Source organism: Nostoc cf. commune SO-36 (genome assembly GCF_023734775.1).
In the GTDB taxonomy this organism is placed as follows: Bacteria; Cyanobacteriota; Cyanobacteriia; order Cyanobacteriales; family Nostocaceae; genus Nostoc; species Nostoc commune_A.
The window spans coordinates 191,959-214,418 of the sequence record NZ_AP025733.1 but is presented as its reverse complement, the minus strand read 5'-3'; the positions used below and the strand labels follow the sequence as shown (position 1 = coordinate 214,418).

The following is a 22,460-nucleotide window of genomic DNA, read 5'->3' as shown; positions in this document are numbered from 1 at the left end:
GTTTAAAGTTGATAGTCTACCAAGCTCTTACCAGCATTTCGCGGTACTTGCTTGGCGTGCTTCGCCATATTCATAGAGATATCCTCTTTGTTTGTAGATAGAATGATTTAGTTAAAACATTGACCAAGAACGAAGACGACCAATAGTGACCGGAACTTCATCACTAACATCCACAGTGAAGCGATACACCTTACGAGCGCGCTGATTCTGTCTTTCTGGGTCAAAAAATGCGAGTTTCACATCCCAACACTCAGACTCAGGACGACACAAAGGACTCTTTTCCACCTCAATGGTGTCGAGTTGCATATTTTCATTCGCTGCTTGTTGGAATACTTGCGCTAATTGGAAGGCATTGGTCGCTGCGTAGTTGATGGCACGCTCTTGGGGTGTTTTGCCCAAGTTACGCAGTTCATAATAGATACGGTCAAGAAAATTCTGAATCCCCTCGGCTCCATTCTCGTAATCTTGTCGTGCGGCGTTATCTGTTGGAGGTTCACCTAAAACGCTTCTGATTAAAGCGGTAGTAGACCAACTGTACATCCCCCGAATTGTCGGGACTATTCTAGGTACTGTTATCCCTGACTGGAGCTTGACACTGCCAATGCTGATTCCAGGAATGGAAACCCGCTCTACTCCCTCATCTAGTTGCTCACTTAGGAATTGACGCAGCATTTCATAGCCTCTTGGTGCATAAGGGCCAGCAGGCTGAACGGCATAAACTGGGGTTTGTTCTTGGTTGAGTGTCCAAATAATCGAGCCTGATTCCCAAGGTTGAGCTTCAAAATTAGCTAGAAGTTGGCGGGGATCTAGCGGGTTCCAGGAATCTTCTTGCGCTAGTCTACCATCTTGTACTAAGGAATCTTTTCTTGCTTCGCTACCAAAGTCGTATCCTATTGTTCCTATGGCATAGGCCAGGACTGAGGGTAGTGCTGCGGGGAGATGGAGACATTTACAGCCATCATTTCCCGCCGCAGCAACAATCAGAACGTTGTTATCGGCGCAGAATTGGGCTGCGTTCGCCAGCCATTTGCTTGGCTCACCCGATGATGTTAGTTGACCACCGCTGATGTTAATTACATTTGCTCCCTGCTCTACAGCTTGAGTGATAGCTCGTGCTAAATCAAGCTGGGAACAAGGGGCTATTGAACTTCCTGCTCCGTCTTGGAACAAGGGAAGAATGAGTCCGCGACAGCCGGGGGCAATACCAGTGACAGGGCTACCAGGTTGACCAAAAATTGTACTGGCAACGTGTGTCCCATGATTTGAGGCACTACCATATTGATTACTGACACCAGATACTAGGGTCTGTATCTGCGTCAGATTCGCACCTGCAAAGCACGGATGGGACTGGTCAACTTGTCCATCAAGGACTGCAACGCAGATGTGAGGATCACCGAGGGTTTCAGCCCAAAGTGATTGAAGTCCAGGTAAGGCTGAAATACTGGTAACACCAGCCTCTGACGCTACTATGTCGCCAACAAGCACCATAAGTACACATTTCCTGTTTCTTGTTCAATCAGATTTTCTTAGTCACCTGATTTGTTTGCTTGAAACGTTTGTAAATCAGCATCTTTTAGGGAATGAAACAGCCCTGCTGGGGTTAGGGGGGATCTAAAAGTGCCTAAAGTCACAGTGAAACACTTTTCAAACAACCTCTAAGCTCAACTTTATCCATTTTTTGGCAACACTCAAGCTGATGCTAAAACCTTTGTAGGACAGTAGTTTTACTTTTTCGATTTCAGCTTTAATCAGTGATATGTAAAAATTTTCTGCCGAAAAGCTAGGGCTTTTGCTCTATAAGGAGAATCAAGTTCTAATTTTGGATAAAGTCGAGCTAAGATAAACTGTGTATAGTGCGTTGTAGATTGATGTATTGCGATGTCTTGTGCTATTAGCTAACACAGCCCATAAGGAAGAAGCGATCGCCTCTTAATCTCATCACTCACAGCGAAACCTACCCGGGTGTACCAAAAGCCTAGATTCCAGTAGTGTTTGTAGTTAACTGTGCCTGTATTGTTTGCTAGAAAGTAGTACCCCACGCCAAGTTCTCGAAACTGAGGATTTAGGATATTGTCAGGGTGTCCTGGACTGTTCATCCAACTTTGCATTGCTTGTTCGGATGTAGAATTTCCAGTCGCAATGTTTTCTCCAATACTGTATTTAATAACACATCTCAGATCATCCTAAGTGTTTAACGCACCTGTGCTTAGTTCCCAAGTATCGGGGTTTTTGACATCTTCCAGATAAACAATATTTAGGGATAGAACTCTATAGCCCTTGTACTGCATATATCGGATAACCTTCTTACCGTCTTGCATATTTTTACTTTCCTTTGCTTGGAACCTGATACATCTATCAAATCCCATTACATACTGACTTATCACCTGAGAATTACTGACTTGTGACTAACTTTTATTGGGTTACTGGTAAAATCATACAGTCGTTATAAGATGCCCTATGCCCAGATTGCTTAGAGTTTAATAAGATTGCCTTGATAAAGCCAAACTTGCACCTATAACGTAACGGCTTTCCCAACCAACGCTCTTTGCTTGAAGGGGTAGGCTAAGGCAGCAATTCTCATTGTGAGGATAATTATCATTATCAACTATGCAAAATTTCAAGTTTTAGATATGGTTTTGGTATCTCTTTAATTCGTAAGCTTAGGGGATATTTTGAATCAGCCAGGAATTTTCGACGAAATAGTATTTTATTTCCGGTCAATTCCCGAAAATTTGCCTGATAAACGAACAGGTAAAAATAAGCACTATCAAATGAGCGATGCAGCCATTTTGTGCATTTTCGGTCTTTTTTACTCAAAGCCCCTCATTTCTGGCGCATCAAAAGTCAATGGCACAGCAAAAAGGGCATAACAATGCTCAGAGCCTACCCAGATTTTCGCCCGAATTCGCTGCTCGATTCAGTTTTTCCTTTCTTACAGGTTGCACATTTGACCGCGCAACAATTGCCTCATGTGACCACTTTTCGGGATTTTGCACGGGCGCGGCAGAACTTTCACCCTCATGAACTGCTTTGACTTCTACACCCGAAACTTGGTTTTCTCCTGGCAAGAAAGCAGATTGACCCTGTTCTACAAGCCCCTGAGTTTGATTAGCGATCGCTAAACACACAAACTTCAACAGAAATCTTGTGTTACAGTCCGTAAAAGCCCATACTGAAGCTGTATGTAACATAAACATAATAATCAACAAATACAAGAAACTAATATAAATACAGATACTATGACTAACAACCCCGGTGGCTTTTCAGTTGGTGGTTCAGTTGATGGCGATATTAATAATGTTCAGGGTGAAAATAATCAACAAAAGGTAAGTAATAAAAGTTCTAGTTTTAACTTACAAGGCGCTCAATTCGCTGGTGGTCTAGTCAACGCAGACACAGTAACCGCAAATCAAATCGGCGGCAACATCACCAACTATAATCCAGAGCAAAAGCAGAACCTCGCCCAAGCCGCAGCAGAGATTCAGCAGCTTCTCAACCAACTGAGCCAAACATACCCTACTACAACTACCTCACAGAGAATGAGTGTTGTGGCTAAGGCTGTGGATGAGATTGAGCGTAACCCAACACTGAAAGCACGGGTGATAGGTGCGCTGAAGGCTGGGGGGACGGAAGCATTTAAGGAGTTAATCGACCATCCTTTAATGAATATTCTGCTGGCTTCAATTGAGGGGTGGCAGGAGGCGGAATAGTTTGTTAGCAACAGGTGAGCAGAGGGGTTAGCTGGTGATGGCGAATGAGGAACATTTGGCAATACTTGAGCAAGGAGTAGAAGTTTGGAATGAGTGGAGACGTAAATATCCCAGGATAATTCCTAACCTCACAAGCGCTTATCTTAGAGGGGCTAATCTTAGCGAAGCTAATTTGAGAAAAGCTAATCTCATGGGCGCTGTATTCAACGAATTTGAAATTTTACCAATAGCAAACCTGAGCAAATCCGACCTGAGAGGGGCAAATCTTAGAGGGGTTGTATTTGGAGGAGCTGATCTCAGAGAAGCTGACCTAAGAAAAGCGGATCTTAGCGGAATTGACCTCACAGGAGCTAACCTTAGCAATTTTGGCTTTGATGATGGGGTAAAGCTTAGAGGAGCGGATCTTAGGGGAGCTAATCTTGAGAAGGCTAATCTTAGCAAACTTGACCTAAGTGAATTTGACCTAAGTGGAGCTAATCTTAGGGGGACAAAACTCAAGGGAACCAGATTTAAAGGAGCTAACCCGACAGGGACAAAGCTCAAGGGTACTAACCTTAGCGAACTTGATCTTAGCAGATTTGACCTGAGTGAATTAGATTTTAGTAGAGCTAATTTCAAAGGGTCTAACCTCAGCAGAGTACAAGCATTAGAAACAAATTTCGCAAAAGCAACATTTACGGGAGCCTGCATAGAAGATTGGAATATTAACAGTGCTACCAACCTTGAAGGTGTAATTTGTGCTTATATTTACCTTAAGGAAGGGCAACAAGAACGCCGTCCCAGCAGTGGTGATTTTGCCCCTGGAGAATTCACCAAGCTATTCAAAAAATCCCTAGAAACAGTTGACCTAATCTTTCGCAATGGTATCGACTGGGATGCTTTCGCTTATTCCTTTAAAAAAGTAGAAGTCGAGAACCAAGGCGCACAATTGGATGTCCAAAGCATTGAGAAGAAAGGCGACGGCATTCTTGTAATCCGAGTAACTGTTTTCCCTGATGCAGATAAAGCAAAAATCCACAGTGAGTTCATCCAGGGCTATGAATTTGCAGCTAAGGCATTAGAGGCGCAGTACCAAGCAAGACTTGAGGATAAAGATAAAGTAATCAATCAGTTATTTTCTTCAATTAACCAGTTAAATAAACAACTAGCAGAAACTTCTGGTAAAGTCTCGATTTACTACCAGCCTAACTCCCAGTTCGCAGGTGGCATAGTAGATGCCAACAATGTTGATGCAGACCAGATAGGTGGTAACATTCATAACAACAACGCTTAGAACGCTCAAGCCAAACCCATGCCGGACTCCCAAAAACCAAAGCAAGTCAACAATAATCTACAGAATGCCCAGTTTGGCGGCGGGTTGATTAATGCTGACACAGTGAACGCTGGGCAGATTGGTGGGAATGTTTACAATATTCACTTTGGGCAGCAGACGGTTAAATCAGATAATTCATCCTCATCACCACAACAAAGAAAGCGATCGCAGCAAGAGCGAGACTCCCTAGAAAAAGCCTACGTGCTGCAAAGCCAAAGAGTTGCAAAGATACGAACAGCGTTGATAATTGAAACCGATGTATCCCGCAAGTTTCAATACGAACACCAGCTTCAAGAAGAGGAACGCACCTTGAAGGAGCTTGGTGACAAGTTGGATGCAATTGAACAACAGTTGCAAACGACTGAGAATTCTGGGTTAGCGGCAGACACAACAATATATATAGAACGACCACCCATTGAGGACAAATGCTATAAAGCAATCGTGCAACCTGGAGCCTTAATTCGCATCAAAGCCCCGCAGAAAATGGGTAAAACTCTGCTGCTAGAGAAAATCTTAGACCATGCAAGACAACAAGGATATGAGACTGTAAAACTAGATTTAAAACTTGCTGATAATTCTACACTGACTGACCTAAAAACTTTCTTACATTGGTTATGTGTCAATGTTTCTGATAGCCTGGATGTGTCCGATAAAGTAGATGAATATTGGCAAGATAGTTTGGGTTTAAATACAAGTTGCACTCGTTATTTCCAAAGATATTTATTATCGAATATAGATAGCTCTCTTGTTTTTGCGATAGATAATTTTGAACGTCTATTTGAATATGCGAATATTTTCTCAGAATTCTGCCTCCTGTTGCGGAGTTGGTATGAAACAGCCAAACAAGGAGATAGGATGGGAAAAATTTGGAAGAAACTACGACTGGTGGTAGTTAATTCCACAGAAGCTTACCCCACTCTAGATATCAATCGTTCGCCGTTTAACGTTGGACTAGCTATCGAGTTACCTGAGTTTAATCAACAACAGGTGGAAGAAATGGCGAAATTGTATGAACTAGGAGGGTATTTTGGGGAAGAGGGATTAAGTCAATTAATCAAGTTAGTTGGTGGGCATCCTTATCTCCTAAACGAGGCAATAGCTAACCTCAAAAGCCAGGAAACTTCTTTAGAAAAATTAATCAGCCTAGCTCCAACAGAACAAGGAATTTTCAGCTATCATTTACGGCAGCAACTAGAATTTTTGCAAAGTGATTCTCAGTTAAAAGAGAGTTACGCAAAAGTGATAACAGTAGATAAACCAGTGCAGCTTAATCCTGAGATTACTTTTAAATTGCACAGTCTAGGGCTAGTTAAAATAGTGCGTAATGATTGTATTGCTAGTTGCGATTTGTACCGTCAGTATTTTTTGGCACGTTTGGAGTAGTTTATGGTTGACCAGTACATTTTCTCTGGAAGTCTACCTGAAAATGCCAGTACTTATGTCAAACGAGAAGCTGATGATGAATTAAATAAAGCCCTATTACAAGGGAAGTTTTGTTATGTACTAAATTCTAGACAGAGTGGAAAGTCCAGCTTGCGTGTAAGAACAATGAGCCGCTTAAGTGAAGCTGGTGTTGAGTGTGCATCTATTGATTTATCCTCCATTAATATTCAGACAGCAACTCAAGAAAACTGGTATGCAGATTTGATTGTTAAGCTCATCGATAGTTTTGCCTTGGATGTAGATTTTAAAGTTTGGTGGGAGCAGAATCAATTAAATTCACCATTATTAAGATTTAGTAACTTTCTGACAAAAATACTTCTCGCAGAAATTTCAGAAAATATAGTAATTTTTATTGATGAGATTGATAGTGTTCTCAGTTTGAATTTCCCTACAGATGACTTTTTTGCTTTTATTAGGTCTTGTTATAATGAGCGAGTTGATAATCCCCAATACAATCGCCTTACTTTCTGTTTACTAGGCGTTGCATCACCGACCAGTTTAATACAAGATAAGAACCGTACCCCGTTTAACATTGGTAAGGCTATCTCCCTCAAAGGCTTTCAACTGCATGAGGCTGAACCATTAGAGAAGGGTTTGCAGGGGAAATTTAATGATTCTCAGACGATAATGCAGGATATTTTGCAGTGGACGGGGGGACAACCATTTTTGACTCAAAAGCTGTGTCAGTTTATGGTTGAAGAATCTGAGCAAGATAACCCTCGTTCAGTAAAGCAAGTTGTCAGGTCACGGATTATTGAAAACTGGGAATCACAGGATGAACCAGAACATTTGAGGACAATTCAAGCCAGGATTCTTCGCGATGAACAACGGGCAGGGTACTTACTAGAACTGTTCCAACAAGTCCGGCTGGGTGAAGAAAAATCCGAGGTAAGAGCAGATGATACTTTAGAACAAAGTGAGCTACAGCTTTCAGGATTAGTTGTTAGACAGCAAGGTAAGCTGAGAATCTATAACCAGATTTATCGTGAGATATTTGACTCTATTTGGATTGAAAACCAATTAAATAACCTACGTCCTTATTCTGAGAACTTTCGCTTTTGGGTCGCTTCTGGATATACTGATGAATCACGGCTGCTGCGAGGAAAGGCATTGCAGGAAGCTGATGAATGGGCGAGAGACAAGAATTTAAGTTATCAGGATAAGCAGTTTTTAGCAGCTAGTAAAGAGAAAGAGATTCAGGAGGAGATTGCTGCTCAAGAACAAGAAGCTGCTTTGGAAAGAGAGAAAAAGAATAGGGAAGCAGCAGAGGCTAGAAATTCTTTACTAGCTGAAGCAAATAAGAAAGCCAAGCAAAGTATTCGTAACGGAACTATAGTTTTAATTCTTACTTCTCTAGTTTCATTATCTTTAGGCTTATTAGCTGTTGATTTTAAAAACAAAATTGATAAAAATCAAGAATTATTACAAACTGCTGGGGAAGTAGCTAATTTTTTAAAAAAAAATCAATTAAATCAAAATAGTAACAGTAATGAAGATTCTTTAAAAGAAAGAAATAGTATAAAGCTATCTGATTATAATTTAAAAATAGCATTAATGAATTTAGCAGCAAGTATTTATAAAATCAAAGAAAAAGACTTAAAAAAAGCAGATATTTACCTTCAGAAAGCAAATCAATATATTAATCAAAGTGAGTTAAAATACGATTCTATAGAAAAACTACAAATTTATGTTCTTTATTTAACGGCTAAAGGAAGATTATCTCATGAAAACGAAGACAAAGATAATCAAATTAAGTTTTATGAACAAGCCTATGATGTTATTCAGCAGCAAAAAGGAAGAATATTTAGTAAAAAAGTAAATATTCTTTTTAAAGAAACTGTAGAATCACTTTATCAACAACTTATATCCTTAGCAAAAGAGATTGGTAATACAAACCTCAAAACTAAAGTCGAAACGTCTTTAAAAGAATATTATTACTCTGAACTAGAAAATAATCTAAAAATTAATAATTGGGCAAAGTCAGATGACATAACAACAGATATTATTCGCCTAAAGGGATTAGATAAAGATCAGGTTGATGAAGTACCTATCGATAAATTACAATCTTACTGTCCAGAATTCAGAAAAATTGATAACCTTTGGCATGAATATACACAAGGAGAGTTTAGTTTCAGCGCACAGAAAAATTACTTTGGAAAATTTCAATCAGGAAAGTATAGTAATGACGGAATTATTACTATAATAAATATACAAAGACAAGTAAAAGCAAATACTCTGCAAGAGAGAAACATACTTTCAATATTTGTTCCCCCCGCTATTGCAGGAGGGCCACCAGATTATCCTAGTCTAAGTCTGGTGTTACTAAACAAATTAAATCATAGTAATATCTTATCTGTTTGTCCTTTTAAAATAGATTCTGCCGTAAATGTTTTTGTATTTTCTCCACCTACTAACATTCATATCAAACCTAGAAAAGTCGAAAATGGCAAAGTTTCTGAAAAAGAAAAATGCAAAATTAAGTTTCAAGAAAGAATTCTAGTTTATAAAGATTTTAACCCTGATTGGTATTATACTGACGCTTGTAATGGTGGTTGGATTCATAAAAGTCAAGTGCGCTAAACCTAAATCACTGATAACTTTCTTTTTGGCACTCGCTACCCAAACCTCAACTTTCATAAGACAACTCTCAAAACAAAGATAGTTGCCCTAGCAATACATTAGCCTTACGTCATGTATGAGAAATGGGACAAAAAGCCCTACACAACAGACATAAGTTTTACCTACGATTATTCTCTGGCAAGTAATTTGAGTGATGCAGTATTAAGTTTATTCATGTGTCAGAGTCTAGCTTGAAAACGAGCAGTGATCGCCTCACTCAAACATTTCACAATTTTACATGATGTAGAACCCTACCCCTGTACCGGAAACTTGGCTGGGCTGAACTGATTTTGTCATCAGATCAGGCAGCGATCGCTTTCAGTTTTGCCGCACTGCCTTACCCTTGCTCCCAATCCACTAACACCCCATCAACACAAACGATAGCCCACTGCGGATACTTCGCCACCAACTTCTTGATCACAATCTGCAAAGCAGGGTCATCATTCCAGCACTCCTGCAAAAATTCAAACCCCGGATTCTGCCCCGAATTTCCCGCCACTTTGAGTTTCTGCATCCGCCCCGGTCGCGCATTTGCCCTTGCAACAATCGCCTCATGCGACCATTTTTCAGCACTGGGAACAGGTGCGGCGGAACTTTTACCCTCATCAACTGCTTTGATTTCTACACTCGAAACCGAGTTTTCAGCCAACAACGAAGCGGAATTACCTGCTTCTACTTGCCTCTGTGTTTGATTAGCGATGATCGCTGAAGTTAAAGGTTTTTCAATTTCGGCAGGTAGCGCGGCGGGACAAGTGCCTTTATGAAAACCAATAATTGTATTGCTAAACAGCACATTAAAGTACTAGCTTTGCTAAAGCTGCCAAGTTTAAACTATTTAAAATACTAGATTTAATTGGACGTTTTTCATCCCAAAATATTAGAGATGAATAAAAATCTTTCGCTAGTGAAGAAGTTAGAAGTTGATATGATTCGTATGCACTTTCCTCATCAAAAAAGCTGAGAAAATAAACAGTATCATCAAAAATAACAGGCTTTTGATTTATTTGACCGACTAACCTAAAACTTAATTTTTTGTAAAGTCCACATATTGCTATTTTCCAAGGTGCAAAAGTATATGAACCAACACCAAAAATAGAGAATCTAGCGCTATTTTGATAAATTTTACTTTTTCTACTATTTAAAAGACTTTCGTGCTTTTCTAAATATGCCCATGTTTTAGGCGCTAAATATTTTATAGATTCAGTAGACTCGCCAACGAGACTTTGAGTAACTAACATATATCGATCAGTCGCTTTTGTTTTATTTTGGGCAACGGAAGAACCTTTGATTAAAGGGAAAATATAAGTTTCTTCGAGTTCATAAGATTCTCCTAACCCGTTTATAAAATAGTCATTATTTTTGCGAAATTCCATTACGCTAGCGCAATCATGCTTAATACCAGAACGCCATTTTGTTTTTGATTGTTTATTATATAAGTTTTCTACTTGTTTAAATGTAATCAAATCCCTAACAAGAATATTATTTGAATAGCCTATACGAGAGCAAACTAAGCTTTCTAGACTATTAAATACATCACAATAATACTTCTGTGAGTTTGAATCAAATTTACAGAAAAATAAGCAAGCTTCAACAGCAGCATCAAAATATTTTTTAGAATCTATCTTGTAAACTGCACAGTAAGCAAGATTTAGCTTTTCAGAATAGATATAATTTAATATTTTTCTAGAAACCGAAGTTTTACAAAGCATCGCTAGATAACTATTATGCTTCTGTAAGTATTGTACAAACTGTATGAGCATCCATTCTGATATATCAAAATTACTTTTTCCCGTAATTGCATCTAAACCAGTATGATTTTGAAAATTGCTCTTTTTGGGCAAATTTACGCCCCCAATACTACCCTGCTGTGAGTTTGTTACCCAAGGTAAATTACCAAGCACTAATATTTCTTCATTTGATTCACCTATTAGTGATAACCAATCTACTTGAAAAAAATCTTCACATTTAATTTCAATTCTTTGGTCATGTAAAAACTTTTCTTCTTCTAGAATCTGTCTAAAGTAATCAAGGCTCAATTCAATTCCTACAATTTTTTTTGCTGATTCAAAACAAGATGAGGCAGCTTCAATAAAATTTCCTATTCCACAAGTAGGCTCAATTATAATATCTGGTTTAACACCAAGCTCTACTAGCTTTTTACATACCTGATCGGCTAATTCTATCGGCGTTTGAAAATCACCGTATTCTATTTTAAGTTTCTGAACAGTACGCATCAGGGATTAGCTCTATAAACGGTAATTATACCTTTTTCTTGACCAGCACGTTCTATCACTCTCCCATACTGAAGCCGCCATTGCAAAGCATTGGAAATAGTTAAAAATCCCTGTAAAGGTGGATTGATCAATATTTCATCCGCGATGTTACTTGCTTCAAGTTCGTCAACAGGCAAATTGCGGTCGAGCATAAAAGAAATTAGGTCATCTTTATTACCTTCGTTTTCTAAAATATTAGAAATCCCACGTGTCATCTGGAAATCTGCTGTTCTTTCAGCGCTTACGTAAATCGTATGCAAAATATTCAGAGTTGCCGTGCGGTTTATACTATTATCTGCCTTATCGTAGACAAAGATAAGCAACGAATAGCCAAGCCCAAAAATTTTTTGACGCGCAGATTTGAATGGGCATGATGATTGTGGTTGTCTAATACTTGTTACCTTCATATCTATAAGCAACCCCGGAAAATCAATACCACTTGCAGAGTTTCCTTGTATGAAATCGTACTTAGTTTTTAAGTAAAGTCGAAATTTCTGTTCCAGGTAAGTTCCGACAGCTTTTCCATCAGTAACACCATACAGCAGAGGTTCTGGATGCTGAGACTCGGCTAATGAAAATATTTCAGCTTCTAAGCAGAGGATTTCTGCTGTCAAGATCGGCATAGGTAAAGGAAAACACAGGGTTAAACACCATATTTTATATTGAAGCCACTGGTTTTCAATTATTGAAACTCAATTAACTCAAAATACAGTACTTACGGCAGCTATAAAGTACATCCCCAAATCTGAAAGCTTTGATAGGAGAGGGCAAGGAGAAAAACTGTATTGCTGCATAATAGCTAGGAAGCGCTGTATACAGGGAATTTTTATCAAAGTGAGGCAATGGCTACAATGTGTCCAGCAATTTTTACTCATTGCGCTCAAGTAATTTCCCATCTATAACTGCTACCCTCCATTAGGGAAAACTGACCAGCAATTTCTTGATCACAATCTGCAAAGCCGGATCGTCACTCCAACACGAGAGCAAATACTTGAAACCTGAGCTTTTTCTTAAAATCCCTACCAAATTCAGTTTTTCAATCAACACCAGATGCGATCCAGACCGCGCAACAATAGTCAAAGCAGACTCATCTGCTCAACAATACGTGTTTCTGCGCGGGATGGCTTTAACTCTTCTGTTGCTGGCTGATCCACTAGGGCTGAAACTTCCGACTGAGTATTACTAGCCAAAATCCACGAAGGCATCTTGATATCTTGCTGATTATTCTTAACCCTTGTTTTTGCAGCCATAGCCACTGACGGAATTAAGCGCTCACGGTAAAACTTCTCCTGCAACCCGGATAATACAGCAAGCACACCCAACTCTGACCACACACTTAAGTCTTCTCCATTGAGGGTAACTTGGTAGTATCCGCATTCTAAGCGATCGCACTTTACAGGATACCCCAACTCATAACATTTCTTGATCAGACTCAATACTTGAAGTGGATATGTAGTAGGGAGTATTATTTTTTGTCCACAATCTGTGGGCATTTTCTCTTGGGTAACAGTTCCTAACCCAACTTCCCCGCCCCAAAGTTTAGGCAGATACCGTTGGATAACTTCACGTCCAACTTGATGTCGATGGCAAAAATCGCCAGTTTTTTCGTAGCAGCACAATGTAATGTCATGTGAGTTTTGCTGCTGTTTTGCAACCCAAATATCAATCAGCTGCTGCCTACAAAGCAAAATTTCGTGGAATTGGCGGGTGTATTCTTGTTCAGCATTAATATCTGACGCTGAAGACTTCCACCATTTCAGTAGCTCCGGCGTTGGAGCAAATAAAGGTAAGTGCTTGCCTTGAAAGCCTTTTGGAGGATATAAAGAGATGGAGACGGCTTCGCCTCTGATTTCTCCTGCATAGTAAGAGGTAAAAATGGTCACTCCTTTTTCTCCTTATTAACTACCTCTTGACATATAAGCTGGTGGAAATTATATTCACCCGGAATATCTTGACAATTCCAAGTTTGTAAGTATTCGTTCTGCTTGTAGTATTCCATAAGACACTCTGGTATTGAGTTTGCTGTTTAAAAGTCAACCCATTTGATATCAACCACTCGCCCTGACACAATAACTAATTCACATTGATTAGGGACTTCCAGAGAATAAAATATACACTAAATAAAAATGATAATCATTTTAAGGAGGGAGAGAGCGGTTGCCTTCGGCAACCGCTCTCTCCCAATAAATATGCAAGACAAATGTCTGCACAAAGATAGTTCTTAAATGCAGTGAGCAGAATTGATATCGATTATTTTGGCGCTTTTAACTTTTTGGAAATTACGTTACTCCACAACAGATATCAATAAACCACTTACCTAAATTTGGTAAATTATCTTCGGTAAAATTAGTCAAACGTTCAATCTTATTTTCAATTTCTTGCATGGCTTTTTTAGTTAAACGAACTCCGCTAGAGTAAGTTTGAGTAACTAACTTAACAACTGGACTTTTTCCATTCCATGTCATAGTTTTAGCAAAATTTAATGCAGTTTCAACTTGATCTAAAATACTGCCATTCCAATGATTTTCCAAGGCAGCCCAAGTTCTTTCAATGGGATTATATTTACTGTGATAGGGAGGATAGTAAGCTAAACGTATATTTAATTTGTATGATTGAGCAAATTCAACTATACGTTTCATAAACTGAGTACGTCGAGAACTATTCTCTCCTCCATTATCTTGATTAATTAGTATTGTTTTTATTTCCGAAAATCGCCAGCTTTCTGATTTCCAAAAATCCTCTAAAATGTCAACGATAAAATCGCTAGTTACTTTGGATTCTGTGAAATATAAAAATAGCTCGTCAACCTCTGGAAGGAAGATGCCATAAGGAGCCACAGTTGTTTTTGGTTTGAAGTCATGGTCATCAGTTTCCGTTGGTACTCGATTTCTACCACCACGATCAAAGGAGCCGATATTGACACGAGCTTTTGCATCCAAACTTAAGCGTAAAACGCTTGGATCTTCTGAAGTTTCTTGGTGAACTATAGCTAATTGCTCAAAGATTGCATCAGTTTCGGGAATTTTTTTTGAGGTTGAATTTTGGCAACCCTTTTGAGGCGATACCCTAAATCATTTAACTTGACACGAATTGTTTCTGAAGTTGGTAATTCTTCATCTGCATAACCAAATTTCTTAATTAATTGATGCCTCACTTCCGCAGCAGAAAGGCGTGTATATAGTCTTTGGCTTTTAAAAGTAGGGTCTATTTGACTTTGAGAATCGACCAATTTTTTTATATCTTCTAAAAGATTTGGCAGTTTGGCTTCTGATTTATAACGCCCTCTACCTCGATAATTATCCACACAAATGATACCACTATTTAATTCTTTAACTCCTTTACCAATAGTTACACGATTCCATCCTAGCTCTCTCTCTGCTTTAGACTGCCCTCCGTGTCCTAATGCCATAACTGTTTGTGCTATAAATTTACGCTTCGCTGCTCCTTTTAATTGCTGTGCGGTTTCTTTCAACAACTTCTTCAGTGAATCTGTTAATTCTATAGACACTTTTTTCCACCCACAAATTCAATCATCATCGAATTTACTACAAAATGGGGAGGAAGAGGCTGCCGTCGGCAGCCTCTTCCTCCCCCCTCACAATGATTATCATTTTCATTAACTGTATATTTTATTTTCTGGAAGTCCCTTTAAACAGATTGCTGCCATGTTAGGAATTGATTCAAAACATCCGTCTTTTCCGGCTCGTCTAACTATGTGCCCATATAAACGATACTCTTGAGGATTAAGCCCATAGTCGTCTAAAAACGATGGAACGACTATTGCAAAATCGCTGCGATTGCATACAACAGAATTACTCATTTTCCCCTCTATGTTTTGTTCTCATCCTTCATTGGGTTTTGAGCATGAAAATATTGACGGTGCAGACTTAATACTTCACCGAGTTAGAACCCTGAACTATTTGTGAATATGCTTTCTTAAAAACTACTTCGCACTTTGTTTAGTGCCGAGCGATCGCAAAATCTTTTGAATTGCTAGAAAAGACTTGATCTAAAATGCTTTCAGGGTATAAACCCACATAGCCGAACCTTGGGTCATGTATCTGTTCAACTTCTACCCCCTGCTTGCGGCATAACGCGCTAGCTTTCTTTCCCTTGCTGCCGGCTTGTGAGAGTGATATCTCAAGTCCTCGAAGTTTAGCAAAACCCATAACGCTGTACTTGTGACCACATGGGCTATTGAACCGATCTTGTTCAACTTCAACCGCTTTTAGTCTTGCCAGTACTTCGTTGTGACGGCGTTCTTGTTCCAATAGCCTTTGCTCTTGTTCTGCCATCTGTTGGGCGAGTGCAGCAAGGATTTGAATCTGGGTCATGGTTCCTGGAGCAACCGAGTATCCACCTGTCTTACGAATAGAGGGTAGGACTTCATGAAACACCCAGTACTGGAAACGTTTGGCAACTGGTTTACGGGACTTAAATACAAGACGATAAAGCCCTGGTTCATTGACAGTCAACATTTCTTGCTCACCACCAAGGGTACGAACATTCTTCGTACCCTTTTCGGATGGCTCCAAAGTCTCTAGTGCTTTACTTGTATCCCTTAATTGCAAACAAGCACACACATCAGCAGCCACCCATTCTGGTTTTTTCTGCTGTACCAACAAATCTAACTTCTTGAGACTCAAAGCTAAAAACTGATAGGTTAGACATAGCTATTCCTTTCTTCAGGGTTTAGTTGGGGCGATCGCAAACTTTGGACGGTGGGCGATCGCTTTTAGTTAGGAGGTTTCGCCAAATGCACTTTTAACCTCTTCAATCGCAAGTGATTCTATATTGGGTTGACACTCAATTCCCAGTACCTTAGCGATTCTGCCGAGAGTTTCCACCTTAATAGATTTATTCTTGTTGCTGGTTATTTGCCAGACAGCCGTACCTGTAACACCTGCGGCTTCACCAAGTTTTTGAAAAGATAGACCCTTCTGCTTCATTGCCTCAGCTAAATCATTCTCTAACCCTGGAACATCAATCGTAATCGTTACTTTCACTTCCATCTCCTAATTCACCTCCTTTGATTGAAGCATTAACTATTAGTTGTTGGTTGACAACTGACAGCTAATGGTTTATGGAATTTCAGAGATTAATAATGATGCCAAGGTAAGAACTGCTGCTGAATTCACCTCCTTTAACTAAAGCATCAAAATATTAGCTATCTTCTATGAATCATAAGCTGATGGTTTATAAAAATCAAGCATAAAATAATGATGCTCTTAACAGTTGACAACCATTAGCTAATGGTTTATATTATAGGTGTAAGGGCAAGGAAACGTAACCGCCTGCACCCGAACGCAAAAAGGGTTTGCACTATCTGAACTTTGACAGCACAATCCAGAGTGACCGCTTGAGGAACAACTGAGGCACTGGCGCAACCAGAGAAGGCGATGGGTACACAGATGGGAAATGGATTTGCACTTAATAAATGATTAACAAAAGACGTTAGACGATTAGCTTTTGACGTTGTTAAAGCTGTACACGTCCCCTGATGCTGCCGTCTGCTGTCTTGATAATGCTCTTAGCAACTAGCTTTGATGGCTACGCCAAATTTTTTTGAAAGCGTTGTGCTAAACCACAACGTCGTTTGCACATATAACAAAAGCGATCGCTCATGTCTGGAAAACTCAGCGATCGCCTTTTCCCCTTTTATCAAGGAACTCTATTATGCCTTATACAACATATACACAGCAAGCAATTCCTAGTTCTTCTGTTGATGAGCAAGCCCTAGCACAAGCTGAACTAAACCACCATCTCAAAACCCAAGCGGAAGCTGTAGCACCAGAACATTTAACAACAGTCGAAATATCTTTCTACGATCACGAATATTATCTTGGTGAAAAGTTAGTAGCAGCTATCACCTACGACGATGACTTAACTCAGCCTTGGGTAGTCATGGTTAACGCCAAAGAAAAACATCGCGCCAATACCTGGGCTAAATGCAACAGTTATATTACTTGGCATCATAAACAAGGCACGCTCGAAGCTCCATTGCCAACTCCACAACCAGAAGAAGTTTGCACCACTGGTAACGAAATCATGTCCCAGGTTTTTGCTGAATGCGAGAAGTTTGGCTTTGAAATCCTGGACGATGGTATTTACAGCAGCGATTACAAGCTGGGTGAAGTGGGATGCACTGACAACGGCTGGTGGGTAATGCGTACAGAGGAAAAACAAAAACGTATATTGTGCAACTCAGCGCTAGATGCAGTTTGGTGGTTGTCGAAAGCTGAGATGTTACCCACTGCCGAAACAATACCTGTTGATGAATACTTGCAATACCAACCGCTTGAGCAAATGAGTTCTGATGAATTGCGACATTTGCTTGAGAATCCAGAGTTAGTAGCAGTGTAAACAGAAGTCAGGAGTCAGCATTCTCTCCTGGCTCCTGAATAATCTCTTCATTCATCAATTAGAACAATGCAACCCACAATCAATTAAAAAGCGGATTACTGCCATAGATCCGCAAATTGTTAGGTATTTAGTTGGTTAGTCAAAACTAAAAAGAACTAGGAGATAGTTCAAGTGTTCACTCTGACCTACGAATTTAAACTTAAACCCACACAAAGCCAAATAGCATTATTTGAAGACTGGTTAGAACAATGCCGCCGTGTCTATAACTATGCTTTGACAGAGCGCAAAGACTGGATTAAATCTCGTTCTTGTCAGATTAATGCTTGTTCACTACGCTCTGAGTACATCATTCCTGTTGAGACACCACGACCAAACTACTTCAATCAATGCAAAGGATTAACTCAAGCAAAAAAGAAATATCCTAAACTTGGTGGAGTTGCAGCGCAAGTTTTGCGACAAGCTCTAAAACGGCTTGAAAATGCTTTTATTGCAATGTGGAAACGCAACAATGGATTTCCCAGATTTAAAAAACCTGGGAGAATGCGCTCTTTTGTATTTCCCCAATTAGGTGTTGATCCCATTCAGAAGGGAAAGGTTAAACTACCAAAGCTCGGTTGGGTTAAATTTTATCAATCACGGCAAATGCCTGATAGTGGTAGGGTTAAACAAGCTCAAATTGTTAAACGTGCTTCTGGTTGGTATGTAATGCTAATTGTGCAATGGGATGTATCTTTACCACAACCAATCCCGCACGGTGAAGCAATAGGAATTGACGTAGGCTTAACAAGTTTTATTGCAACTTCTAATGGTATTCTTGTTAAGCGTCCGAGGTTTTTTGTAGATGCCGAACGTAAGCTGAAATTGCTACAAAAGCGTGTCTCAAGAAAACGTATTGGCTCGAACAATTGGAAGAAAGCTCAGAAGAAAGTTGCATCTTTACATGAATACATCGCCAATTGTCGTAAAGACTGGCATAGAAAGATGTCTCATAAAATCTGTGATGATACAGGGATGGTGTTTGTTGAAGATTTAAATTTAGTTGGTTTATCCCGTGGAATCTTGGGCAAACACTGTTTAGATGCTGGTTTTGGGCAATTTTTCAACATACTACAGCAGACTTGTTTTAAACGTGGTGTCTATTTCCAGAAAGTAGACAGTCGCAAAACCAGCCAGATTTGTCCTAGTTGCGGAGTTGAGACAGGCAAAAAAGAGCTTTCTGTTCGTACTCATGTTTGTTCAAATTGCGGCTATATAGCTGATAGAGATGTTGCAGCCGCACAAGTAATTCTGTTAAGGGGGCTTGCAGCCGTAGGGCATACGGTCAAGATGCTTGCTGAGGGTAAATTCACTGGAATCCCTATGAAGCAAGAATCCTCGTACCTTTAGGTCGAGAAGTGTCAACAGAAACACCCCTGGAGCGCAACGAACGATTAAGCGAGGAACTAGAAAAAGCCTGCACTGCTTTTGGTGTGTACCACGGTGAGATTGACTGGCTTTCGTTCAGTGCCAAACTCTACCGAGACGGGCATTTGGTCGGCTTCATCGGGTGCAATGACCAAAGCTGGTACGCAAGACCGAGACAGTACGGGGTGAATCGGGTTGCTGGCAGTGCAAAAGATGTGATTGCGTTGTTGGGAGTCCGAACGGCAGTAGCGGCGTAAGGGTCTGTTGGAGAAAGGGCGATTGCACACCAAAAGAATTGCAATCGCCTCCAAAGTGTAATCGCTTAAGAAATAATAATCATGACACAAAGTGCAGCAAGTAACCTCTCACTTGAAGTAGGCAATTGTCACGAGAGAATTCTCCTCCCTCCAACAGACCCCAATGCAGAGGTACAAGAAATTCCTCCCTACAAGCTTGTTTACGTGAATGGAGCCTGCCCCAGAGTTTATCGAGTATACAAAGCTCATTCCATGATTGGGGTGATATTTCAACACATTACGCACTGGTCGAATGCTGTAGATAAGATTCGATACGCCAAGCCGGTTGATGCAGCAGTGGGATTAAATGACTTCATGGTAATTACAGGTAGATTAACAGCGACTACAGAAAAACCACCCACAGAAGAAGAGTTGCTAGATATTGAATTTGATGCACTGACGAGTGAAGAGTGGGAACGCTTGAAGAGATACGTACCAACGCCAGAAACTAGCGGTTTGGTTGCAGCGTAAGGAAAAAGGTGGGTCTTGACAGCCCACCTCCTCAATAAAACTATTTAGCTTCATAAATAATACCAATGAAAACCACAGAAATACTGAACCAATTCAATTCGTGCTACCTCGATATTCAGACGATTGCTCAAGATGAAAACTGGCTTTCGTTGATTGCTGATAAAAAGATTGACCCAGAAGCTGCAACCCATGTAGGCGATGTCCTGCATTATTTGAGTGAAGCGATAGGGTGTTTGGAAGAAGTTGTTGAAGTCAAGTTTAATCAGGAATCACAAGTATGAAATTCTACGCAACGAGTATTCCTCAAACTTTACCAACTTGGGCAACTGTTGTATCGAATAATGCAGGTTTAATTGAGGTGGAAATCAATGAACAAGATCCTGGCTTTCACTCAATTATCGAGGAGTTATCTACTGAAATTGAGCCAGGAATTATTGGTGTAAAAGCTAGCGATTTGTGTCAAAGACTCAACATTGAAATGGTTGATACTAACGAAGAAAATTAATAACCAAAATGAAATTCACAACTGTATCTGTTAGTTACTCCAGAAAATTCAACCTTGGCGACTACGAATCACTGGAATTAGGTTGTTCTCTCTGGGCGCAAGTGGAAGATGGGGAAGACGCGGATGGAATAACCCAATTCCTCTATCACCAAGCTAAAGCTTCGGTAAAACAAGCGGCAATGCCTGTCTTGAAAGCCTCAGAGTTTCAGATAAATAAGGCTAAATCTAGCAAAAAAGTGTCTGGTGATATCAACGAAAGCGATTGGTAAAAGAGGATCTGGAAAATGCAAGAATTAATCAAAGCTTTAATCAAAGCAAAGGCAGAGTTTAACCCCATTCAAAAAGACGGTACTAATCCTCACTATAAACGCAAATATGCAACACTAGATGCTGTATTGGATGCCGTCACTCCTGCGCTTGGTAAACATGGATTGGTGATAATTCAAACCACCGAAATATTTGAAGGTAAAACCGTACTACGGACTCATGTTTTTCATGAATCTGGAGAGAGTATCATCTCCAATTCGCAATTCGCAATTCGCAATTATTACTCTATAACTAAAGTTAGGGACTTGGATATTGATACTACGTCTAAGAGATTTTTTTCTAATTGAAATTAGGGGCTTGTACCCTAAATGCAGCAATTATTCAATTATGTTCACAATTGCGAATTGCGAATTGCGAATTGCGAATTGTTCCATCAAGTCCCAGTGAGCTTGATTCTGTTCAGATTGACGAACTAGTGAAAACTATGTGTTTGGCTTGGGCTGGTAATAAGTTTGGGAATCCGAATCATGCTGTTAATTCTTATCAGAAACACGTAATCGATGCTGTACTGCGAGGTGTTTCTGAGATGGAAGCAATTCAGGTATGGATGGAAGGAGCGCTTGCACAATTGCCTGAACTTAGCGTACATCACTAATTTTAAACTAGGAGGTAGTTATGGGAGAAATGGCTGACTTGGCAGAAGATATGGCATTAAAAGAAGAATATTTAGATACCGTAAACTGTGAAAATTATCAGCAGAAAACGAATCAGGAGCTAGTTGAAATTATTGAGGCTTACGTTGAAGATGATTGGTTAACTAATGATGATTTTTTAGTCAAATTGCGAGACTGGTTTCAACAAAAGAAGTACTTCACTACTAAACAGCGTCAAGCTGTGATTGAGCATTTGGCTAGACTACCAGAACTTGATTAAATGTCACAATTTGCGTGATTGCCTCTGGTTCTGTCATATTGGGGAATTTCATTCATCAAAATAAAGGGGAAAAGATTATGAGTGATTTAAAAAGACTACTGCAACTTAGAAATATATTTCACTCCAAATATCAGAAAGCATCAGCAGCTAAAACTATTGAACAAATGGGTGAGCAGGGCTATTTCAAATACTTGAATGCTTTGCAAAGAGTTAATGCCTTAATAGCAGATAGGTTAAAAATAAATATTCTTTTAGTTGATGTTGTCGTTTCGGAAATAAAAAATAATGAAAACACAGAAAATAACTCATCAATCATCTATGCCCTCAAACACTCCGAATAAATTAGTTCTTCGTCGGACTCGAAAAAGATTCAACCCCAAAGTATTCATTAACCGCACCATAGAAACATTTGCAATCAGCTCTCTACTTTTAACTGGTTTTTCAGGAGTTGGGGCGCTTGCGTGCTGGGGTTTAGAAATTATCGATAGAAATGCTAATCCTAACATTATCATTTCTGGTTGGCAGCAGCAGAAAAACATTTGCTTGGGTGCAATGTTGGTTAGTTGTTCAGTATTTTTGGGCAGTTCTTTGATGGGGGCAAGTTTTAGTATTCAAAGAGACAAATTTTAGAGAGAAACAGCAATGAAAATTAAACTAACTACATCAGAGATTCGGGCTATATTGCAGGGTTGTCAACATACATTGCGGCTTGTACAAAGTAGCCGAGATTATCGTAACATTCAGTCATCACAGTATTTCTCTACTACTAATGATGTGGTCTTAAACGATGCTGTCAACGTTTTATTTGAGTTAGTTAAAGCAATTGATGGCGTAGAGCAGATGTCCCAAAAAGGAGAATTTTGA

The 22,460-nt window shown here is 39.7% G+C and carries 28 protein-coding genes and 1 pseudogene; 16 read left to right on the top strand and 13 right to left on the bottom strand.

The annotated features are described in order from the left end of the window. Nucleotides 1-111: 111 nt before the first annotated feature. From ANSO36C_RS31765 to ANSO36C_RS31750, 4 genes are all read right to left on the bottom strand, one after another. Entirely contained in the window at nt 112-1,488 is a 1,377-nt protein-coding gene (locus ANSO36C_RS31765; RefSeq protein ID WP_251960578.1) for a cyanobactin maturation protease PatG family protein, read from the bottom strand. A gap of 407 nt (nt 1,489-1,895) precedes the next feature. After that, nucleotides 1,896-2,141: a CAP domain-containing protein gene (locus tag ANSO36C_RS31760; RefSeq protein WP_267145383.1), complete on the bottom strand. Its 246-nt coding sequence runs from the start codon at nt 2,139-2,141 to the stop codon at nt 1,896-1,898. A gap of 42 nt (nt 2,142-2,183) precedes the next feature. Beyond that, nucleotides 2,184-2,318, bottom strand: a complete 135-nt coding sequence (locus ANSO36C_RS34045) for a hypothetical protein (RefSeq protein WP_267145376.1) — start codon at nt 2,316-2,318, stop codon at nt 2,184-2,186. 558 nt (nt 2,319-2,876) lie between these two features. Next, complete coding sequence (locus tag ANSO36C_RS31750) at nt 2,877-3,191, bottom strand: hypothetical protein (RefSeq protein WP_251960760.1); 315 nt, start codon at nt 3,189-3,191, stop codon at nt 2,877-2,879. A 48-nt stretch (nt 3,192-3,239) separates the two neighbouring features. Between ANSO36C_RS31750 and ANSO36C_RS31745 the strand changes: the two genes are divergently transcribed. Genes ANSO36C_RS31745 through ANSO36C_RS31730 form a run of 4 tightly spaced genes read left to right on the top strand, consistent with a single transcriptional unit; the run spans nt 3,240 to nt 9,045 of the window. Continuing rightward, nucleotides 3,240-3,710: a hypothetical protein gene (locus tag ANSO36C_RS31745; protein WP_251960576.1), complete on the top strand. Its 471-nt coding sequence runs from the start codon at nt 3,240-3,242 to the stop codon at nt 3,708-3,710. Nucleotides 3,711-3,747: 37 nt separating this feature from the next. Further along, complete coding sequence (locus ANSO36C_RS31740; RefSeq protein ID WP_251960575.1) at nt 3,748-4,983, top strand: pentapeptide repeat-containing protein; 1,236 nt, start codon at nt 3,748-3,750, stop codon at nt 4,981-4,983. Nucleotides 4,984-5,001: 18 nt separating this feature from the next. After that, entirely contained in the window at nt 5,002-6,405 is a 1,404-nt protein-coding gene (locus tag ANSO36C_RS31735; RefSeq protein WP_251960574.1) for an AAA-like domain-containing protein, read from the top strand. Nucleotides 6,406-6,408: 3 nt separating this feature from the next. Further along, the gene (locus ANSO36C_RS31730) at nt 6,409-9,045 is read left to right on the top strand and encodes an AAA-like domain-containing protein (RefSeq protein ID WP_251960573.1); all 2,637 of its coding nucleotides are present in this window, start codon (nt 6,409-6,411) and stop codon (nt 9,043-9,045) included. 376 nt (nt 9,046-9,421) lie between these two features. Here ANSO36C_RS31730 and ANSO36C_RS31725 read toward each other — a convergent pair whose 3' ends face one another. The 8 genes and pseudogenes from ANSO36C_RS31725 to ANSO36C_RS34040 form a co-directional block, all read right to left on the bottom strand. Then, nucleotides 9,422-9,877 carry a hypothetical protein gene (locus tag ANSO36C_RS31725; RefSeq protein WP_251960572.1) on the bottom strand — a complete coding sequence of 152 codons (456 nt, stop codon included), beginning with the start codon at nt 9,875-9,877 and terminating at the stop codon, nt 9,422-9,424. 1 nt (nt 9,878) lies between these two features. Beyond that, nucleotides 9,879-11,321: an SAM-dependent methyltransferase gene (locus ANSO36C_RS31720; protein WP_251960756.1), complete on the bottom strand. Its 1,443-nt coding sequence runs from the start codon at nt 11,319-11,321 to the stop codon at nt 9,879-9,881. After that, a complete protein-coding gene (locus ANSO36C_RS31715; protein ID WP_251960571.1) occupies nt 11,318-11,980 on the bottom strand; it encodes a type II restriction-modification system restriction endonuclease in 663 nt (220 codons plus the stop codon). The genes ANSO36C_RS31720 and ANSO36C_RS31715 overlap by 4 nt, the downstream gene beginning before the upstream one ends. A 453-nt stretch (nt 11,981-12,433) precedes the next feature. Then, nucleotides 12,434-13,240, bottom strand: a complete 807-nt coding sequence (locus tag ANSO36C_RS31710) for a DUF488 domain-containing protein (RefSeq protein WP_251960570.1) — start codon at nt 13,238-13,240, stop codon at nt 12,434-12,436. Between the two features lie 396 nt (nt 13,241-13,636). Next, nucleotides 13,637-14,766: pseudogene (locus ANSO36C_RS31705) on the bottom strand (ISAzo13 family transposase). 550 nt (nt 14,767-15,316) lie between these two features. Continuing rightward, on the bottom strand, nt 15,317-16,003 hold the full coding sequence (locus ANSO36C_RS31700; RefSeq protein WP_251960569.1) for a BRO-N domain-containing protein: 687 nt from the start codon (nt 16,001-16,003) through the stop codon (nt 15,317-15,319). A 93-nt stretch (nt 16,004-16,096) separates the two neighbouring features. After that, nucleotides 16,097-16,369, bottom strand: coding sequence for a helix-turn-helix domain-containing protein (locus ANSO36C_RS31695; protein WP_094329319.1), 273 nt, complete (start codon nt 16,367-16,369; stop codon nt 16,097-16,099). Between the two features lie 518 nt (nt 16,370-16,887). Further along, nucleotides 16,888-17,022, bottom strand: coding sequence for a hypothetical protein (locus tag ANSO36C_RS34040; RefSeq protein WP_267145375.1), 135 nt, complete (start codon nt 17,020-17,022; stop codon nt 16,888-16,890). Between the two features lie 11 nt (nt 17,023-17,033). On the opposite strand from ANSO36C_RS34040, the gene ANSO36C_RS31690 reads away from it, so the two are divergent. Both ANSO36C_RS31690 and ANSO36C_RS31685 read left to right on the top strand, forming a co-directional pair. Continuing rightward, nucleotides 17,034-17,720 (top strand): hypothetical protein, encoded by a 687-nt coding sequence (locus ANSO36C_RS31690; protein WP_251960568.1) that lies wholly within the window; start codon nt 17,034-17,036, stop codon nt 17,718-17,720. 171 nt (nt 17,721-17,891) lie between these two features. Then, the gene (locus tag ANSO36C_RS31685; RefSeq protein ID WP_251960567.1) at nt 17,892-19,106 is read left to right on the top strand and encodes an RNA-guided endonuclease InsQ/TnpB family protein; all 1,215 of its coding nucleotides are present in this window, start codon (nt 17,892-17,894) and stop codon (nt 19,104-19,106) included. Nucleotides 19,107-19,162: 56 nt separating this feature from the next. Here ANSO36C_RS31685 and ANSO36C_RS31680 read toward each other — a convergent pair whose 3' ends face one another. Continuing rightward, entirely contained in the window at nt 19,163-19,435 is a 273-nt protein-coding gene (locus ANSO36C_RS31680) for a hypothetical protein (protein WP_251960566.1), read from the bottom strand. 27 nt (nt 19,436-19,462) lie between these two features. On the opposite strand from ANSO36C_RS31680, the gene ANSO36C_RS31675 reads away from it, so the two are divergent. From ANSO36C_RS31675 to ANSO36C_RS31630, 10 genes are all read left to right on the top strand, one after another. Beyond that, nucleotides 19,463-19,891, top strand: a complete 429-nt coding sequence (locus ANSO36C_RS31675; RefSeq protein ID WP_251960565.1) for a hypothetical protein — start codon at nt 19,463-19,465, stop codon at nt 19,889-19,891. Between the two features lie 65 nt (nt 19,892-19,956). Beyond that, nucleotides 19,957-20,172 (top strand): hypothetical protein, encoded by a 216-nt coding sequence (locus ANSO36C_RS31670; protein WP_251960564.1) that lies wholly within the window; start codon nt 19,957-19,959, stop codon nt 20,170-20,172. Then, the gene (locus tag ANSO36C_RS31665) at nt 20,169-20,396 is read left to right on the top strand and encodes a hypothetical protein (RefSeq protein ID WP_251960563.1); all 228 of its coding nucleotides are present in this window, start codon (nt 20,169-20,171) and stop codon (nt 20,394-20,396) included. The genes ANSO36C_RS31670 and ANSO36C_RS31665 overlap by 4 nt, the downstream gene beginning before the upstream one ends. 8 nt (nt 20,397-20,404) lie before the next feature. Next, nucleotides 20,405-20,665 carry a hypothetical protein gene (locus tag ANSO36C_RS31660; protein ID WP_251960562.1) on the top strand — a complete coding sequence of 87 codons (261 nt, stop codon included), beginning with the start codon at nt 20,405-20,407 and terminating at the stop codon, nt 20,663-20,665. 15 nt (nt 20,666-20,680) lie between these two features. Then, nucleotides 20,681-21,010: an ERF family protein gene (locus tag ANSO36C_RS31655; protein ID WP_251960561.1), complete on the top strand. Its 330-nt coding sequence runs from the start codon at nt 20,681-20,683 to the stop codon at nt 21,008-21,010. A gap of 50 nt (nt 21,011-21,060) precedes the next feature. Then, nucleotides 21,061-21,318 (top strand): hypothetical protein, encoded by a 258-nt coding sequence (locus ANSO36C_RS31650; RefSeq protein ID WP_251960560.1) that lies wholly within the window; start codon nt 21,061-21,063, stop codon nt 21,316-21,318. A gap of 20 nt (nt 21,319-21,338) precedes the next feature. After that, entirely contained in the window at nt 21,339-21,596 is a 258-nt protein-coding gene (locus ANSO36C_RS31645; RefSeq protein ID WP_251960559.1) for a hypothetical protein, read from the top strand. A gap of 14 nt (nt 21,597-21,610) precedes the next feature. After that, the gene (locus ANSO36C_RS31640) at nt 21,611-21,937 is read left to right on the top strand and encodes a hypothetical protein (RefSeq protein ID WP_251960558.1); all 327 of its coding nucleotides are present in this window, start codon (nt 21,611-21,613) and stop codon (nt 21,935-21,937) included. Then, nucleotides 21,915-22,226, top strand: coding sequence for a hypothetical protein (locus tag ANSO36C_RS31635; protein WP_251960557.1), 312 nt, complete (start codon nt 21,915-21,917; stop codon nt 22,224-22,226). The genes ANSO36C_RS31640 and ANSO36C_RS31635 overlap by 23 nt, the downstream gene beginning before the upstream one ends. A 12-nt stretch (nt 22,227-22,238) precedes the next feature. Then, nucleotides 22,239-22,460 (top strand): hypothetical protein, encoded by a 222-nt coding sequence (locus tag ANSO36C_RS31630; protein WP_251960556.1) that lies wholly within the window; start codon nt 22,239-22,241, stop codon nt 22,458-22,460.

Coding starts and splice junctions, on each gene's coding strand:
- ANSO36C_RS31765 (WP_251960578.1), bottom strand. CDS start 1,488: ATGGTGCTTGTTGGCGACATAGTAGCGTCAGAGGCTGGTGTTACCAGT.
- ANSO36C_RS34045 (WP_267145376.1), bottom strand. CDS start 2,318: ATGCAAGACGGTAAGAAGGTTATCCGATATATGCAGTACAAGGGCTAT.
- ANSO36C_RS31750 (WP_251960760.1), bottom strand. CDS start 3,191: ATGTTACATACAGCTTCAGTATGGGCTTTTACGGACTGTAACACAAGA.
- ANSO36C_RS31745 (WP_251960576.1), top strand. CDS start 3,240: ATGACTAACAACCCCGGTGGCTTTTCAGTTGGTGGTTCAGTTGATGGC.
- ANSO36C_RS31740 (WP_251960575.1), top strand. CDS start 3,748: ATGGCGAATGAGGAACATTTGGCAATACTTGAGCAAGGAGTAGAAGTT.
- ANSO36C_RS31735 (WP_251960574.1), top strand. CDS start 5,002: ATGCCGGACTCCCAAAAACCAAAGCAAGTCAACAATAATCTACAGAAT.
- ANSO36C_RS31730 (WP_251960573.1), top strand. CDS start 6,409: ATGGTTGACCAGTACATTTTCTCTGGAAGTCTACCTGAAAATGCCAGT.
- ANSO36C_RS31715 (WP_251960571.1), bottom strand. CDS start 11,980: ATGCCGATCTTGACAGCAGAAATCCTCTGCTTAGAAGCTGAAATATTT.
- ANSO36C_RS31695 (WP_094329319.1), bottom strand. CDS start 16,369: ATGGAAGTGAAAGTAACGATTACGATTGATGTTCCAGGGTTAGAGAAT.
- ANSO36C_RS31690 (WP_251960568.1), top strand. CDS start 17,034: ATGCCTTATACAACATATACACAGCAAGCAATTCCTAGTTCTTCTGTT.
- ANSO36C_RS31675 (WP_251960565.1), top strand. CDS start 19,463: ATGACACAAAGTGCAGCAAGTAACCTCTCACTTGAAGTAGGCAATTGT.
- ANSO36C_RS31670 (WP_251960564.1), top strand. CDS start 19,957: ATGAAAACCACAGAAATACTGAACCAATTCAATTCGTGCTACCTCGAT.
- ANSO36C_RS31665 (WP_251960563.1), top strand. CDS start 20,169: ATGAAATTCTACGCAACGAGTATTCCTCAAACTTTACCAACTTGGGCA.
- ANSO36C_RS31660 (WP_251960562.1), top strand. CDS start 20,405: ATGAAATTCACAACTGTATCTGTTAGTTACTCCAGAAAATTCAACCTT.
- ANSO36C_RS31655 (WP_251960561.1), top strand. CDS start 20,681: ATGCAAGAATTAATCAAAGCTTTAATCAAAGCAAAGGCAGAGTTTAAC.
- ANSO36C_RS31645 (WP_251960559.1), top strand. CDS start 21,339: ATGGGAGAAATGGCTGACTTGGCAGAAGATATGGCATTAAAAGAAGAA.
- ANSO36C_RS31635 (WP_251960557.1), top strand. CDS start 21,915: ATGCCCTCAAACACTCCGAATAAATTAGTTCTTCGTCGGACTCGAAAA.
- ANSO36C_RS31630 (WP_251960556.1), top strand. CDS start 22,239: ATGAAAATTAAACTAACTACATCAGAGATTCGGGCTATATTGCAGGGT.